Source organism: Streptomyces sp. NPDC107654 (assembly GCF_055639035.1).
Genome location: NZ_JBVKBI010000031.1, coordinates 22917 through 38655, shown reverse-complemented (window position 1 = coordinate 38655; position 15739 = coordinate 22917). Strand labels below are relative to the sequence as shown.

Annotated in this window: 14 protein-coding genes; 6 read left to right on the top strand and 8 right to left on the bottom strand. The window is 72.2% G+C overall.

All coding sequences use genetic code 11. The features are described from left to right. Positions 1-8 precede the first annotated feature (8 nt). The gene (locus tag ACZ7N4_RS34855) at positions 9-992 is read right to left on the bottom strand and encodes a DEDDh family exonuclease (RefSeq protein ID WP_471367015.1); all 984 of its coding nucleotides are present in this window, start codon (positions 990-992) and stop codon (positions 9-11) included. Positions 993-1368: 376 nt separating this feature from the next. On the opposite strand from ACZ7N4_RS34855, the gene ACZ7N4_RS34850 reads away from it, so the two are divergent. Both ACZ7N4_RS34850 and ACZ7N4_RS34845 read left to right on the top strand, forming a co-directional pair. Beyond that, a complete protein-coding gene (locus ACZ7N4_RS34850) occupies positions 1369-2079 on the top strand; it encodes a VIT1/CCC1 transporter family protein (protein WP_471367013.1) in 711 nt (236 codons plus the stop codon). Between the two features lie 113 nt (positions 2080-2192). Further along, positions 2193-3242, top strand: a complete 1050-nt coding sequence (locus tag ACZ7N4_RS34845) for a zinc-dependent alcohol dehydrogenase family protein (protein ID WP_471367010.1) — start codon at positions 2193-2195, stop codon at positions 3240-3242. 128 nt (positions 3243-3370) lie between these two features. Here the strand turns inward: ACZ7N4_RS34845 and ACZ7N4_RS34840 are convergent, their stop codons facing one another. Further along, positions 3371-4750, bottom strand: coding sequence for a CoA transferase (locus tag ACZ7N4_RS34840; protein WP_471367006.1), 1380 nt, complete (start codon positions 4748-4750; stop codon positions 3371-3373). A gap of 85 nt (positions 4751-4835) precedes the next feature. Beyond that, positions 4836-6368: a S8 family peptidase gene (locus tag ACZ7N4_RS34835; RefSeq protein WP_471367002.1), complete on the bottom strand. Its 1533-nt coding sequence runs from the start codon at positions 6366-6368 to the stop codon at positions 4836-4838. 278 nt (positions 6369-6646) lie between these two features. Here ACZ7N4_RS34835 and ACZ7N4_RS34830 point away from each other — a divergent pair, with 278 nt between their 5' ends. The 3 genes from ACZ7N4_RS34830 (at position 6647) to moaA (ending at position 9817) form a co-directional block, all read left to right on the top strand. After that, complete coding sequence (locus tag ACZ7N4_RS34830) at positions 6647-7003, top strand: DUF485 domain-containing protein (protein WP_471366999.1); 357 nt, start codon at positions 6647-6649, stop codon at positions 7001-7003. Further along, positions 7000-8655, top strand: a complete 1656-nt coding sequence (locus ACZ7N4_RS34825; protein WP_471366997.1) for a solute symporter family protein — start codon at positions 7000-7002, stop codon at positions 8653-8655. Before ACZ7N4_RS34830 ends, ACZ7N4_RS34825 begins: the two co-directional genes overlap by 4 nt. 172 nt (positions 8656-8827) lie before the next feature. Further along, complete coding sequence (moaA, locus tag ACZ7N4_RS34820) at positions 8828-9817, top strand: GTP 3',8-cyclase MoaA (RefSeq protein ID WP_471366994.1); 990 nt, start codon at positions 8828-8830, stop codon at positions 9815-9817. Between the two features lie 65 nt (positions 9818-9882). On the opposite strand, the gene ACZ7N4_RS34815 is transcribed toward moaA, so the two are convergent. Then, on the bottom strand, positions 9883-10101 hold the full coding sequence (locus tag ACZ7N4_RS34815) for a hypothetical protein (RefSeq protein WP_189307007.1): 219 nt from the start codon (positions 10099-10101) through the stop codon (positions 9883-9885). Positions 10102-10364: 263 nt separating this feature from the next. Next, positions 10365-10745, bottom strand: a complete 381-nt coding sequence (locus tag ACZ7N4_RS34810; protein ID WP_471366988.1) for a DUF3099 domain-containing protein — start codon at positions 10743-10745, stop codon at positions 10365-10367. Positions 10746-10991: 246 nt separating this feature from the next. Here ACZ7N4_RS34810 and ACZ7N4_RS34805 point away from each other — a divergent pair, with 246 nt between their 5' ends. Continuing rightward, complete coding sequence (locus ACZ7N4_RS34805; protein WP_471366984.1) at positions 10992-11273, top strand: GlsB/YeaQ/YmgE family stress response membrane protein; 282 nt, start codon at positions 10992-10994, stop codon at positions 11271-11273. A 121-nt stretch (positions 11274-11394) separates the two neighbouring features. Here the strand turns inward: ACZ7N4_RS34805 and tyrS are convergent, their stop codons facing one another. From tyrS to ACZ7N4_RS34790, 3 genes are all read right to left on the bottom strand, one after another. Beyond that, positions 11395-12663, bottom strand: coding sequence for a tyrosine--tRNA ligase (tyrS, locus tag ACZ7N4_RS34800; RefSeq protein ID WP_471366980.1), 1269 nt, complete (start codon positions 12661-12663; stop codon positions 11395-11397). Positions 12664-12729: 66 nt separating this feature from the next. Then, a complete protein-coding gene (locus ACZ7N4_RS34795) occupies positions 12730-14121 on the bottom strand; it encodes a metallopeptidase TldD-related protein (RefSeq protein ID WP_471366978.1) in 1392 nt (463 codons plus the stop codon). After that, complete coding sequence (locus ACZ7N4_RS34790; protein WP_471366976.1) at positions 14118-15641, bottom strand: TldD/PmbA family protein; 1524 nt, start codon at positions 15639-15641, stop codon at positions 14118-14120. Before ACZ7N4_RS34790 ends, ACZ7N4_RS34795 begins: the two co-directional genes overlap by 4 nt. Between the last annotated feature and the right edge of the window lie 98 nt (positions 15642-15739).

The window sequence follows — 15739 nt, the reverse complement described above, 5'->3', positions numbered from 1 at the left end:
TGTGGCGTCTACTCGCCGGCGGGCTCGACGTCCCCGAGCAACTGGCCGAACGCGGCCTCGTCCACGATGGGGGTGCCGTACTGCCGGGCCTTGACCGTCTTCGACGTGCCCGAGCCGGGGTCGTTGGTCACCAGCAGGCTGGTCAGCCGGGAGACGCTGGTGGCGACGTGCAGCCCGGCTTCGACGGCACGGTCCTCCAGCAGCTCCCGCTCGGTCGAGGTGTCGCCGGAGAAGGCCACCCGCATGCCCTGTTTGAGGCGTTTGCCGTCTTCGTAGCGACCCGGGTTGGGATAGGGGCATGCGGGCCTTTTACGGGAGGGGCGCCAACTGCTGCCCCGGTAGCCGCCGTAGCCGCCCGACGACTGCCGCGGCACCGGCCGGTCCGACCACTCCGTCAGCGGCCGGCACTCCAGCAGCGGCAGCCGTACGCCGCCCGCCGCCGCGGCCCGCAGACTGGGCCGGAACGCCTCCGCCAGCACCCGCGCGTCGTCCAGCGCGTGGTGCGCCCGCTGCTGCACGACCCCGAAGTGCGCCGCCAGCGACTCCAGCTTGTGGTTCGGCAGCGGCAGCCCCAGCTCCTTCGACAGCGCGATGGTGCACAGCCGCTGGCGCACCGGCGCCTCGCGCCGCACGCGCGCGTACTCCCGCGCGATCATCTGCCAGTCGAAGACCGCGTTGTGCGCGACGAGCACCCGGCCGTCCAGCCGGGCGGCGAACTCCTCGGCGATGTCCCCGAACAGCGGCGCGCCGTCGAGCACCTCGCTCGTCAGACCGTGTATCCACACCGGCCCGGGGTCCCGCTCCGGGTTGACCAGCGTGTACCAGTGGTCCTCGACCTCCCCGCGCGCGTCCAGCCGGTAGACGGCCGCCGAGATGATGCGGTCGTCCCGGGCCAGGCCGGTGGTCTCCACGTCAACGACCGCGTATCCCTGCGGATACACGGCCGGCCACTGGGTGGGGGAGGACACTGCGGTCGCACGGTCTTCGAGCATGGTCACTGAGGATACGGGCCACGACTGACAACGCGGTCCCTCAGGTCCCCACCGCCCGCCCCGGCTCGCCCTCCCGCTCGGTCACCGCACACACGCCCCGGCCCCGGCGAGTTCGGCGCTCGTACGACGCTCACCCCGGCGCCCTCCCGAGGCCCCGGCCGTCGTCGGCACGCGTCCGCGGCCGCGCCCCCCCCCGGTGCCCCAACGGCCGGTGCCCGCAGGCCCCGCCGCGATGCGTCCGGTCAACTCTGCCGAGCCGAACCGGAGTTCGCGCGGCTGGGGCAGCTCGCCCGGCCGGTTCCCGGGGACGGGGAGCAGCCGGTGCGCGGGGCGTCGGTGCGGTGGCCGTGACCCCGGGGGTGGGATCCTCCCAGCTGTGACGGAACCCACCCACGACGAGGGCCACGACGGCGCCCTGGGCTCCCGGCTGAACTGGCTGCGCGCGGCCGTGCTCGGTGCGAACGACGGCATCGTCTCCACCGCGGGACTGGTCGTCGGCGTGGCCGGCGCGACCGAGAACCGGAACGCCCTGCTCACCGCCGGACTGGCCGGCCTGCTCGCCGGCTCCATGTCCATGGCGGCCGGCGAGTACGTCTCCGTGTCCACCCAGCGCGATTCCGAGATGGCCGCGCTGGCCGCGGAGAAGCGGGAGCTGCGCGAGCAGCCCGAGGCCGAACTGCGGGAGCTGACCGCACTGCTGGAGGGGCGCGGTCTGTCCCACGAGGTGGCCCGCGAGGCCGCCGAACAGCTCACCGCGCGGGACGCGTTGAAGGCCCACGCGCGCGTGGAGCTGGGAATCGACCCCGACGAACTGACCAACCCCTGGAGCGCGGCCTGGGCGAGCTTCCTGTCGTTCACCGTGGGCGCGCTGCTGCCCCTGCTGGCCATCGTCCTGCCCCCGCCGGGCCGGCGCCTGACCGTCACCGTCGTCTCGGTCCTGGCCGCCCTCGTCCTCACCGGCTGGACCAGCGCCCGCCTGGGCGCCGCCGGCCCGAAGCGGGCGGTGCTGCGCAACGTGGCCGGCGGGGCGCTGGCCATGGGGGTGACGTACGGGGCGGGGACCCTGCTGGGGGCGGTGGGGGCCTGACCGCACCTCGACGCGCGTCCCGCGCGGGAGGCGTCGTACGGTGAAGGGCGCACGGCCACCCCGAGCGCCCCCCCCGCGATCTCGCACCACCCCGCACGAGAAGGATCCCCGTCATGCGCGCCACCACCATCCACGCCCCGTACGACATGCGCGTGGAAGACGTGCCCGAGCCCTTGGTGCAGCTGCCCACCGACGCCGTCGTGCGGGTGCTGCGGGCGTGCATCTGCGGCAGCGACCTGTGGGCCTACCGCGGTGAGGCGGCCCGGCAGCCGGGGCAGCGGATCGGGCACGAGTTCCTCGGGATCGTCGAGGAGACCGGCTCCGGCGTGAACACCGTCAGGCGCGGTGACCTGGTGGTCGCGCCCTTCATGTGGTCCGACGGCGTCTGCGACTACTGCCGCGAGGGCCTGACCACGTCCTGCGAGCACGGCGGCTTCTGGGGCTCCGTCGGCTACGACGGCGGCCAGGGCGAGGCCGTACGCGTGCCCTTCGCGGACGGCACCCTCGTCCGGCTGCCCAAGGAAGCGGCCTCCGACGACCACCTGCTGTCCGCCCTGCTGACCCTCTCCGACGTCCTCGGCACCGGCCACCACGCCGCCCTCGGCGCGGGTGCCCGGCCCGGCGCCACGGTCGCCGTCGTCGGTGACGGCGCGGTGGGCCTGTGCGCCGTCCTGGCCGCCAAGCGGCTCGGTGCCGAGCGGATCATCGCGCTCGGCCGGCACGAGACGCGGACCTCCCTCGCGCGCCGGTTCGGCGCCACCGACGTCGTCGCGGAGCGGGGGGACGCGGCCGTCGAGGCCGTCCGCGAGCTGACCCGCGGGCAGGGCGCCCACGCCGTCGTGGAGGCGGTCGGCACCGAGCAGTCCATGCGGACGGCCGTCAACATCACCCGCGACGGCGGCGCCATCGGCTTCGTGGGCGTGCCCCACGGCAGCGGCACCGGTCTGGACCTCGGTGTGATGTTCGACCGCAACATCGCCCTGCGCGGCGGCGTCGCCCCGGTCCGCGCCTACATCCCCGACCTGCTGCCCGACGTGCTCGACGGCACGATCGACCCCTCCCCGGTGTTCGACATGACCGTCGACATCGAGGGCGTCCCGTCCGGCTACAAGGCCATGGACGAGCGCACGGCCCTGAAGGTGCTCGTCACCAACGGCAACTGACCGCCGAGGCCCGGCACGCCCGGCCGGGTCCGGTACGACGCGTGACCGCGGGCCGTGTCAACGGCGGCCGTCCAGCCGGGCCCGGTACGACCAGCCGCGTCCGGTGGGCCCGGCCAGGCGCGGACGTCTCACCGCCACACGGCCGACTCCGCCCCCCAGGGTGTGGCAGGCCGGGCCCAGTCGGTCGGGGCGTCGGTGAAGGACACGGCCGGGCGGGCGTGCCGCAGTCGGCCGAGGGGGCTGTCGGTCTCCGTCAGCCAGGGGCCCGGGCCCGGGTAGGAAGCGACCTGGTCCGGGGACTCCGGGTGGATGCCGGTCGTCAGCCAGTGGGCGGTCCGGGCCAGTGCCAGCCGGACCAGCCGGCTCCCGCCGTCGTACGACTGCTCGGTCAGCGCCCGCAGCACTGCCGCCGCCAGCAGGTAGCCGGTGCCGTGGTCCAGCGCCTGCGCGGGCAGCGCGCCGGGCCGGTCCGCCGTGCCCTCGGTGACCGCGATGCCGGTCGCGACCTGCACCAGGCTGTCGAAGCCGCGCCGCCCGGCCCACGGCCCGTACCCGCCCCACGCCGACACCTGGGCCACCACCAGACCGGGGTGCCGCTCGGCCAGCGCGCGCGGGGCGAGCCCGAACCGGTCGAGGGCGCCCGGCCGGTACCCGGTCACCACGACGTCGGCCGTGCTCAGCAGCTCCTCCACGGTGTCCCGGCCGGCGGCCAGGTCCAGCGTGGCGGACCGTTTGCCGAAGCCCGTGTCGGCGTGCAGGTCCGGGAGTTCCGGCGACCACGGGGCGTCGACGCGCAGCACGTCCGCGCCCAGCAGGGCCAGGGTGCGGGTGGCGACCGGACCCGCCAGCACCCGGGTCAGGTCCAGCACGCGCAGCCCGGCCGCGGGCAGCAGGGGAGCGGCGGACCGGTCCACGGGCGGCAGTACGCGCGCGGGTGCCGTGTCCAGCACCGTCCGCTCGACCAGCGGCCGTGCGGCCACCTCGGCGGCCTGCGGGTGCGCCCGCCACCCCCGCGGGGTGCGCAGGGCAACGGCGAGGCCGCCGGCGTCGAAGACGGCCTCCTCGGTCTCCAGGGCGGAGCGCTCGGCGAGCCTGCCGGCGACCTGCTCCGCCGAGGCGTCCGCGGGCAGGCCCAGCGCGGCGAGCAGCCGGTCCCGGTGGTGCGGGTAGTTGGCGTGGGTGCGCACCCAGCCGTCGGCGGTCCGCCAGAACCGCGACAGAGGCGCGAACACGACCGGTGCCCGGCCGTCGACCTCGATCAGCCGCTCGCTGTGGAAGGCCGCGGCCACCGCGCCGTCGTCCACGGTGACCGTCGGCACCTCCGCGAGCCCGGCGCGCCGCGCCCCCAGCTCCGCGGCGGCCAGCGCACACGCCCCCACACACGCGCGTGCCAGTTCCCGGACGGGCAGCCTCGCATCGAGCACGTCCCGGCGCACGACGGCCGAGACCCGCGACACCGGACCGGGCCGCCCGCCCAGCGCCTCCCAGGCATCCTTGATTTCAATCATTACTTCACTATGCATTATTGATTCAATCAATATGAACCGGAGAGTGATCAAGCATGCATAGCGAGGTGGACGCCCCTGACGTGAACTACCGCTGCCTGACGGCCCGCAACGCGTTGACGATTCCGAAGCCGTAGAAGCCGTTCACCCGCTTGCCCCCGGCGCACGTCGCGTCCACGACGCCGTCGCCGTCGCCGTCGTACGGCTCCGTCGGGCAGCCCGGGTTGTCCGCCTCCGCCTTCAGCAGCGCCTGCAGCCGGGCCGGAGTGGCGTGCGGGTGGGCCGACTTGAGCAGCGCGGCCACCGCGGCGACGTGCGGCGAGGCCATCGAGGTGCCCTGCAGGTACCCGTACTGGTTGTTCGGCATGGTGGACAGGATGCGGCCGTTCTTCGACGGCGTGTCCGGGATCTGGTACTTGTCGCCGCCCGGGCCGGCGACGTCGACCACGCCCCGGCCGTAGCTGGAGTAGTACGACTTGGTGCCCTTCACGCCCACCGCGCTCACCGTCACCACACCGGGCAGCTGGGTCGGCACGTCGAAGCACTCGTGGGGGTCGACCGTGCGGGTGTGGGCCGTCGAGTCGTCGGGGCTGGAGTCGTCCACGATCGCGTCGGCGTCCAGGTCGTCGTTGGAGTTGCCCGCCGAGGCGACGTTGAGCGTGCCCTTGCGCTGTGCGTACAGCTGGGCCCTGTTGACCGCGTCAACGATGGCACGTTGATCGGGGTCGTCCATGCAGTTGTACAGCCATGGATCAACGTAGTAACTGTTGTTGGTGATCTCTATGCCGTGGTCCGCGGCGAACACGAACGCGCAGACCACGCTCTCCGGGTAGAACAGCGAGGTCGCGTCCGGCTGGGCCACGGTGATGCTCGCGACCTTCACCCCGGGCGCCACCCCCGCCACACCGATGCCGTTGCGGGCCGCGGCGATCTCGCCGGCCACATGGGTGCCGTGGTAGTGGTCGGCGTCCGCCGGCCGCCACGCGCCGTACGTGGTGTCCGCCTTGCCGCTCACGCAGCTCGCCGACTGGGACGCGGAGAAGTTCGGGGCGATGTCCGGGTGGGTGTCGTCGACGCCCGTGTCGATGACACCGACCGTCACGTTCCGGCTGCCGGGGTTGATCCGCGCGGCCTTGTCGGCGCCGATCGCCCGCAGGTCCCACTGATCGGCCTCCAGTGGCTCCTCGCCCGCCGCCGCGCTCGCCGCGAGCCGTGCCTGCTCCGACCGGGACAGGGCCTGTGCCGCGCCCTCGTCGGTGGTCCCCGCCGCGCTGAGCGGTGCCGTACGGGTCGCGCCCGCCGAGTCGACCCCGCGCACCGCACGCATCCGCGCGCCGAAGTCCGGGTTCGCGGAGTGGACGACGATGACGCCGATCCGGTCGTAACTCGCCACGACCGTCCCGCCGTTGCGCGCTATCTCGTGCCGCACGGACTCGATCGTGCGGTGGTCGGCGCGGGTGTTGACCACGTAGGCGAGGTTCGGACCGTCCGCCGCCCGTGCCACCGTACCGGCGACGGGCGCCGCCGAGGCCACCGACGGCAGGAAGCCGAGCGAGGCGGTCAGCGACAGCACGACCGGCACGGCGAGCGCGAGGCGGCGTCTAGAACGCAGATGAGCCATGGGATCTCCACATCATCCGGATACGGAACCGCCCGAGACACAGGTGATGCTCGGGCAGGTACATGACGAGTGGTGCAGGCCGAAGCTATCTGCCGCGCACGATCTCCGAAAGGGTCCGTCGGACGTGAACCGGTCCGCGCGGGGCGCCGTGACCGTGGACGGGGCCCGTCGAGTCGGCCCCGCCGGAATCACGCACGGGAGTCGTCACACGACTCACGGTAACGTGACCCCGGTCCTGAGAGGCCAGACAGCGCATGTCCGTGACGCGAGGAGAGCCCGTGGCTACCGAGACACCGCCACCCGCGAAACCCCCAGCTTCCCTTCCCTCCACCGAGGAGTTCACCGAGGTGCAGCAGAGCGCGGAGTTCGGTGAACTGCGCCGCGCCCATCGCTCCTTCGCCTTCCCGCTGACCATCGCCTTCATCGCCTGGTACCTGCTGTACGTCCTGCTCTCCAGCTACGCGGGCGACTTCATGGGCACCAAGGTCGCCGGCAACATCAACGTGGCCCTCGTCCTGGGCCTGGCCCAGTTCCTCACCACGTTCCTCATCGCCTGGTGGTACGCGCGGCACGCCGCCGCCAAGCTCGACCCGAAGGCCGAGGCCATCAAGTCCCGGATGGAGGGCGGAGCATGAGTCCCGCGCAGCACACCCTGACGGCCGCCGGCCGGGCGTCGCACACCCTGCTCGCCGCCGGCGAGGCGAGCGAACACCGGACGCTGATCATCACCCTGTTCGCGGTGTTCGTCGCCGCGACCCTCGTCATCACCGTCTGGGCCGGCCGGCAGACCAAGGACGCCGCCGACTTCTACGCCGGCGGCCGGCAGTTCACCGGCTTCCAGAACGGCCTCGCCGTCTCCGGCGACTACATGTCCGCCGCGTCCTTCCTCGGCATCGCCGGCGCCATCGCCCTCTTCGGCTACGACGGCTTCCTGTACTCCATCGGCTTCCTCGTCGCCTGGCTCGTCGCCCTGCTCCTGGTCGCCGAACCGCTGCGCAACTCCGGCCGCTACACCATGGGCGACGTCCTCGCCTACCGGATGCGCCAGCGCCCCGTCCGCACCGCCGCCGGCACCTCCACGATCGTCGTGTCGATCTTCTACCTGCTCGCCCAGATGGCCGGCGCCGGCGTCCTCGTCTCCCTGCTCCTCGGCATCACCAGCGACGGCGGCAAGATCGGCATCGTCGCCCTGGTCGGCCTGCTGATGATCGTGTACGTCACCATCGGCGGCATGAAGGGCACCACCTGGGTCCAGATGGTCAAGGCGGTCCTGCTGATCATCGGCGCCCTGCTGCTGACCTTCCTGGTGCTGCTCAAGTTCGACTTCAACGTCTCGGAGCTGCTCGGCAAGGCCGCCGACAACAGCGGCAAGGGAAGCGCGTTCCTGGAGCCCGGCCTGAAGTACGGCGGCACCGGCACCACCAAGCTGGACTTCCTCTCGCTCGGCATCGCCCTCGTCCTCGGCACCGCCGGCCTGCCGCACATCCTGATCCGCTTCTACACGGTTCCCACCGCCAAGGCGGCCCGGAAGTCCGTGATCTGGGCGATCGGCCTGATCGGCGCCTTCTACCTGATGACCCTCGCCCTCGGCTTCGGCGCCGCCGCGCTCATCGAACCGGACGAGATCATCACCTCCAACAAGGCGGGCAACACGGCGGCCCCCCTGCTCGCCCTGCACCTGGGCGGCGTCGACTCCACCTGGGGAGCCGTCCTGCTCGCCACCATCTCCGCGGTCGCCTTCGCCACGATCCTCGCGGTCGTCGCCGGCCTGACCCTGGCCTCCTCCTCCTCGTTCGCGCACGACATCTACGCCAACGTCATCAGGAAGGGCCAGGCCACCGAGAAGCAGGAGGTGAGCGCCGCCCGATGGGCCACCGTCGGCATCGGCGCGGTCTCGATCGTGCTCGGCGCCCTGGCCCGCGACCTGAACGTGGCCGGCCTCGTCGCCCTCGCCTTCGCGGTCGCCGCCTCCGCCAACCTGCCGACCATCCTCTACAGCCTGTTCTGGAAGCGGTTCACCACCACGGGCGCGCTGTGGTCCATCTACGGAGGACTGGTCACCGCGGTCGGCCTGGTGCTGTTCTCCCCGGTCGTCTCCGGCAAGCCGACCTCGATGTTCCCGGAGGCCGACTTCCAGTGGTTCCCGCTGGAGAACCCCGGCATCATCTCCATCCCGGTCGGCTTCCTCCTCGGCGTCGTGGGCACCCTGCTGTCGAAGGAGGCCCCGGACGAGGGCAAGTACGCGGAACTGGAGGTGCGGTCCCTGACCGGCACCGGAGCGCACTGAGGGTTCGTACGGACGGCCGCGTCGTACGGGACTGTACGGTCCTACGACGCGGTCGCGTCGTACCTCGTGGGATCGGGTCGCTGTCGATGTCGGTGAGGTCACGTAGGCTCGCAGGTGACGGAGGACGTACGTACGACCGAAAATGAGTGATCGGGAGAGGGAGGGGGCCCACGTGCTCATCGACACCTACGGCCGAGTGGCCACCGACCTGAGGGTCTCGCTGACCGACCGCTGCAACCTGCGCTGCACCTACTGCATGCCCGAGGAGGGCCTGCAGTGGCTGGCCAAGCCCGACCTGCTCACGGACGACGAGATCGTCCGCCTCATCGACATCGCGGTCCGCGTCCTCGGCATCGAGGAGGTCCGCTTCACCGGCGGCGAACCGCTGCTGCGCCCGGGCCTGGTCGGCATCGTCGAGCGCGTCGCGGCCCTCGACCCGCGCCCGCAGATGTCCCTCACCACCAACGGCATCGGCCTCCGCCGCACCGCGAACGCCCTGAAGGCGGCGGGCCTGGACCGGGTCAACGTCTCCCTGGACACCCTGCGCCCGGACGTCTTCAAGACCCTCACCCGCCGCGACCGCCACAAGGACGTGCTGGACGGCCTCGAAGCCGCCCGCGAGGCCGGCCTGACCCCCGTCAAGGTCAACACCGTCCTGATGCCGGGGCTGAACGACGACGAGGCCCCGGACCTCCTCGCCTGGGCGATGGAGCACGAGTACGAGCTGCGCTTCATCGAGCAGATGCCCCTGGACGCCCAGCACGGCTGGAAGCGCGAGGGCATGGTCACCGCCGGGGACATCCTCGCCTCCCTGCGCACCCGCTTCGACCTCAGCCCCGAGGGCGCCAAGGAGCGCGGCTCGGCACCCGCGGAGCGCTGGGTGGTCGACGGCGGCCCGCACCGGGTCGGTGTGATCGCCTCGGTCACCCGGCCGTTCTGCGCCGCCTGCGACCGCACCCGCCTCACCGCCGACGGCCAGGTTCGCACCTGCCTGTTCGCCACCGAGGAGACCGACCTCCGAGCGGCCCTGCGCTCGGGCGCCCCGGACGAGGAGATCGCCCGCGTCTGGCGCCAGGCGATGTGGGGCAAGAAGGCCGGAGCGGGCCTGGACGACCCGTCGTTCGTCCAGCCCGACCGCCCGATGTCCGCGATCGGAGGCTAGGGACCGCTGACGGGGCCACTGACCGGACCGGGTCCGGGCTGGATGTCCGGGCCGGGCGACGGGGCTCAGGCCTCCTCGGCCGCCCGCCACTCCTCGAACGCCACCACGTCCTTCAGGAACCCCCGGACCCCGAGGAACTGCGACAGATGCTCGCGGTGCTCCTCGCAGGCCAGCCACGTCTTGCGCCGCTCCGGGGTGTGGACCTTCGGGTTGTTCCACGCCAGCACCCACACGGCGGCGGCGCGGCAGCCCTTGGCGGAGCAGATCGGGGTCTCGTCACTCACGGTTTCGTCTCGCGGTTCGTCTCACGAAGGGGATCGAGAAGGGGCCGGCCAAGGGCCGGTCCGAAGGGGTGCAAACAGGGCGACGCCGGGCAGCCACGGGGGGAGCTGCCCGGCGTCGGTCCATCGCTCCGACGGGGGATGCGGAGCGCGTACGCAGTATGTCACGGGTACCCTGCCACCCGGCACCGGAACAGCAGGATTGATCTGAGCTTTTCTTGAGGTTGGCGCATAAATGCATTCCGCTTCGGCCGCGTTCGCCCTGCTCAGGCGGGTCCGGGGTGCTCACCGCGCACTCCGGCGGCCGGATTCGGTGGCACGTCCTCGGCCTCGGGCTTCTCCTGAACCGGCGCGACCATCGGCCGCACCGGCGTGGCGACGAACGTCGACGGAAGGGACGGCGGCCGCTCCCGGCCCGCGTTGGCGATCACCACGGCGATGTAGGGCAGGACCGCACCGAGCACCAGCGCGGCGATGGCGACATGCCGCTCGACGTTCCACAGCGCGACCGCCAGGATCACCGAGAGCGTACGGATCGACATCGAGATCACGTACCGCCGCTGCCGGCCCCGGACATCCTCGGCGAGCCCGGTCCGGGCACCGGTGATCCGGAACACCTGGACGCCGCCGCCGTGCTGTTTCCGCATCACATTCCACCATCCGCCCGCATCGGACTCTCCCCGGCCCGCACCCTAGTCCCCACCCGGCGGGGAAACCGGGCCGGGACACGTCCCACGGTACGCCGCGCTCCCGCCGCCGACGAGACCGGGTCGCCCCTGCCTGCGACGACGCCCCGGGCCCCCGCCGCGTACGGGCGAACCCGACATGCGCCGTACGGCGGTGCGAACCACACTGGCCGTAATGCTCACGTCGAGCCGTACGAGGAGGCAGCCATGGGCTGGTTGTGGGCGATCATCGTGGGATTCGTGCTGGGCCTCATCGCCAAGGCGATCATCCCGGGCAAGCAGCACAGCCCCCTGTGGCTGACCACAATCTGCGGCATGCTGGGCGCCATCGTGGGCAACGCGGTCGCCCGCGCGGTCGGCGTGGAGGCGACCCGGGGCATCGACTGGAGCCGGCACATCTTCCAGCTGGTGGCCGCCATCATCATCGTCGCGGCCGTCGACGCCCTCTACATGGCGACGCTGGGCAAGCGGAGAACCCAGCGGGCCTGAGCCCGGAAACGGGGAAGGGACGCGGAGACGGCTCCGCCGCGCAGGCGCGAACAACCACGACCCGTCGCGGAGGCGCGAGCAACCACGGCGAAAGCCGCAGCCGCCGGCGCCCCCACGACGCTCAGGCGCCCGTGACCTCCACCGCGGCCAGGTTCTTCTTCCCGCGCCGCAGCACCAGCCACCGCCCGTGAATCAGGTCCTCCGCCGACGGCACCGCGTCCTCGGCGGTGACCTTCACGTTGTTCACGTAGGCACCGCCCTCCTTCACGGTCCGCCGCGCAGCGGACTTGCTGGCGACCAGGCCGACCTCGGCGAGCAGGTCCACCACCGGAGTCAGCTCGGTGACCTGGACGTTCGGCACCTCGGACAGCGCCGCGGCCAGCGTCCGCCCGTCCAGCTCCGCCAGCTCGCCCTGCCCGAACAGGGCCCGCGACGCTGCGATCACCGCGGCCGTCTGGTCGGCGCCGTGCACCAGCGTCGTCAGCTCCTCGGCGAGCGCCCGCTGGGCCGCCCGGGCCTGCGGACGCTCCTGCGTCTGCCGCTCCAGCTCCTCGATCTCCTCCCGGGACCGGAAGCTGAAGATGCGCAGGAACTTGGAGACGTCCCGGTCGTCCGCGTTGACCCAGAACTGGTAGAACGCGTACGGCGTGGTCATCTCCGGGTCGAGCCATACCGTCCCGGACTCGGTCTTGCCGAACTTGGTGCCGTCCGCCTTGGTGATCAGCGGGGTGCCCAGCGCGTGCACCACGGCGTCCGGCTCGGCCCGGTGGATCAGGTCCGTGCCCGAGGTGAGGTTGCCCCACTGGTCGCTGCCGCCGGTCTGCAGCGTGCAGCCGTGCCGCCGGTACAGCTCCAGGAAGTCCATGCCCTGCAGGATCTGGTAGCTGAACTCGGTGTAGCTGATGCCCGCGTCGGAGTTGAGCCGCCGGGAGACGGCCTCCTTGGCGATCATCTTGTTGACCCGGAAGTGCTTGCCGATGTCCCGCAGGAACTCGATGGCCGACAGGCCCTGGGTCCAGTCCAGGTTGTTGACCATCACCGCGGCGTTCGGCCCGTCGAAGTGGAGCAGCGGCTCGATCTGCGCGCGCAGCCGCTCCACCCAGCCGGCCACGACCTCCGGCGCGTTCAGCGTGCGCTCGGCCGTGGGCTTCGGGTCGCCGATGAGGCCCGTGGCACCGCCGACCAGCGCCAGCGGACGGTTGCCCGCCTCCTGGATGCGGCGCATCGTCAGGATCTGCACCAGGTTGCCGAGGTGCAGGCTCGGCGCGGTCGGGTCGAAGCCGCAATAGAACGTGACGGGGCCGTCCGCGAACGCCTTGCGCAGTGCGTCCTCGTCCGTGGAGAGGGCGATGAGCCCCCGCCACTTCAGCTCGTCGACGATGTCCGTCACGGTTCTCGTGTCTCCTTGATGATCTTCGGGCAGTCGGGTGACACCCGACCACGAACGTCTACGAGGTTATACGCCCTGACTGACAGAGCTCATGTTGAAATCGGGGATCCGCAGCGCGGGCATCGCGGCCCGGGTGAACCAGTCGCTCCACTCGCGCGGCAGCGTCTTCTCCGTCCGGCCCGCCTCCGTGGCCCGGCCCAGCAGGTCCACCGGCGACTCGTTGAACCGGAAGTTGTTCACCTGCCCGGTCACCTCGCCGTTCTCCACGAGGTAGACGCCGTCCCGGGTCAGCCCCGTCAGCAGCAGCGTGGCCGGGTCGACCTCGCGGATGTACCACAGGCAGGTCAGCAGCAGCCCGCGCTCGGTGTCCGCGACCATCTCCTCCAGGGAGCGGTTGCCGCCGTCCAGGATCAGGTTCCCGAGCGCCGGCGCGACCGGAAGCCCGGTCAGGGAGGCGCTGTGCCGGGTCGTCGTCAGGTGCTTCAGCACGCCCCTGTCCACCCACTCCGTGGCGTGGGCCGGCAGCCCGTTGTCGAACACCGACTGGTCGCCGCCGGAGGAGTGGGCGATGAGGAAGGGCGGGCACTCCAGGCCCGGCTCGTTCGGGTCGCTGCGCAGGGTCAGCGGCAGCTCGCTCAGCCGCTCGCCGACCCGGGTGCCACCGCCCGGCTTGGAGAACACCGTCCGGCCCTCGGCCGCGTCCCGGCCCGACGCCGACCACAGCTGGTAGATGAGCAGGTCCGCCACGGCGGTGGGCGGCAGCAGCGTCTCGTAGCGGCCCGCGGGCAGGTCCACGCGACGCTCCGCCCAGCCGAGCCGTACGGCCAGCTCGGCGTCGAGCGCGCCCGGGTCGACGTCCTTGAAGTCCCGGGTGGACCGGCCGGCCCACGCCGAGCGGGTGCGGTCCGGCGACTTGGCGTTCAGCTCCAGCGTGCCGGTGGGCTGGTCGTGCCTCAGGCGCAGCCCGGTGGACGTGCCCAGGTACGTCGACACCATCTCGTGGTTGGCGAAGCCGTACAGCTCCCGGTCGCCGGCACGCGCGCGTGCGAAGGCCTCGCCGAGGGCCGGGGCGAAGTCGGCGAACACCGAGGAGGTGGTCTCGGCGGGCGCGTCCGTGAAGTCGGGGGACTCCGGTACCCCGTCGACCAGCGGCTGCGCGTCCTCGGCGGGCCCGGCACCGCGCGCGGCGGCCTCGGCGGCCCGCACCAGCGGCTCCAGCTCCTCCGCGGTGACCGCGGACCGTGACACCACCCCCGAGGCGGTGCCCTCCTTGCCGTCCACGGTCGCGATCACGGTGAGCGTACGGCCCCGGGTCACGCCGTTGGTGGTGAGCGCGTTGCCCGCCCAGCGCAGGTTGGCGGTGGAGTGCTCGTCGGCGATGACGACGCAGCCGTCGGCGCGGGACAGCGCGAGCGCCTGCTCGACGACCTCGTGCGGCTTGTTGGTGCGGGCGCTCATCGGCCGGCCTCCTGCGTGGTGTTCAGAATGTTGACGCCCTTGAAGAGGGCGGACGGGCACCCGTGGGACACGGCGGCCACCTGGCCCGGCTGGGCCTTGCCGCAGTTGAAGGCACCGCCGAGGACGTACGTCTGCGGTCCGCCCACGGCGGCCATCGAGCCCCAGAAGTCCGTGGTCGTGGCCTGGTAGGCGACGTCCTTCAGCTGCCCGGTGATCCGCCCGTTCTCGATCTTGAAGAAGCGCTGGCCGGTGAACTGGAAGTTGTACCGCTGCATGTCGATCGACCAGGACCGGTCGCCGACCACGTAGATGCCCCGGTCGACGCCCCCGATCAGGCCCTCCGTGGACAGCCCGGCGGGATCGGGCCGCAGCGAGACGTTGGCCATGCGCTGCACCGGGACGTGCGCGGGGGAGTCGGCGTACGCGCACCCGTTGGACCGCTCGAACCCGGTCAGCCGGGCGATCCGCCGGTCCAGCTGGTAGCCGACGAGCGTGCCGTCCTTCACCAGGTCCCAGGACTGGGCCTCGACGCCCTCGTCGTCGTAGCCGATGGTGGCGAGGCCGTGCTCGGCGGTGCGGTCGCCGGTGACGTTCATCAGCTCGGAGCCGTACCTCAGCTTGCCCAGCTGGTCGAAGGTGGCGAAGGAGGTGCCGGCGTACGCGGCCTCGTAGCCGAGCGCCCGGTCCAGCTCCGTGGCGTGCCCGATGGACTCGTGGATGGTCAGCCACAGGTTGGACGGGTCGATCACCAGGTCGTACAGGCCCGGCTCCACGCTGGGCGCCCGCATCTTCTCGGCGAGCAGCTCCGGGATCCGCTCCAGCTCGCCGTCCCAGTCCCAGCCCGTCCCGGTCAGGTACTCCCAGCCGCGGCCCACCGGCGGCGCGAGGGTGCGCATCGAGTCGAACTCGCCGCTCGACTCGTCGACCGACACCGCCGTGAGCTGCGGATGCAGCCGCACCCGCTGCTGGGTGGTCACCGTCCCGGCCGTGTCGGCGTAGAACTTGTTCTCGTGGACGGTGAGCAGCGAGGCGTCCACGTGGTCGACGCCGTTCGCGCGCAGCAGCCGGCCGCTCCACTCCGCGAGCAGCGCCGACTTCTCCTCGTCCGGCACCGAGAACGGGTCGATCTCGTACGACGAGACCCACGTCCTGTCGGCGTGCACCGGCTCGCCGGCCAGCTCGACCCGCTCCTCCGACCCGGCGGCCCTGATCACCTGCGCGGACAGCTTCGCCATGGCCACCGCCTGCGAGGCGACCCGGGCGGCGGCGTCCATGGTCAGATCCACCCCGGAGGCGAAGCCCCACGTACCGCCGTGCACCACCCGCACCGCGTACCCGAGGTCGGTGGTGTCCGAGGATCCGGCGGGCCTGCCGTCCCGCAGCCGCCAGGAGGCGCTGCGCACCCGCTCGAACCGGAAGTCCGCGTGCTCGGCCCCCAGCGCACGCGCGCGTGCGAGTGCCGCGTCGGCGAGGGCCCGTAGGGGAAGCGCCGTGAAGGCTTCGTCGATGGAATGAGGCACGGAGGTCTCCCTGCTGTCGTGGCCTGTCGGGTCCGATCATGTCGTGGGAGCGGGCCGCCGGACCACATGTTTCGGGTCCCGGAACCGGCCCGTTCTGT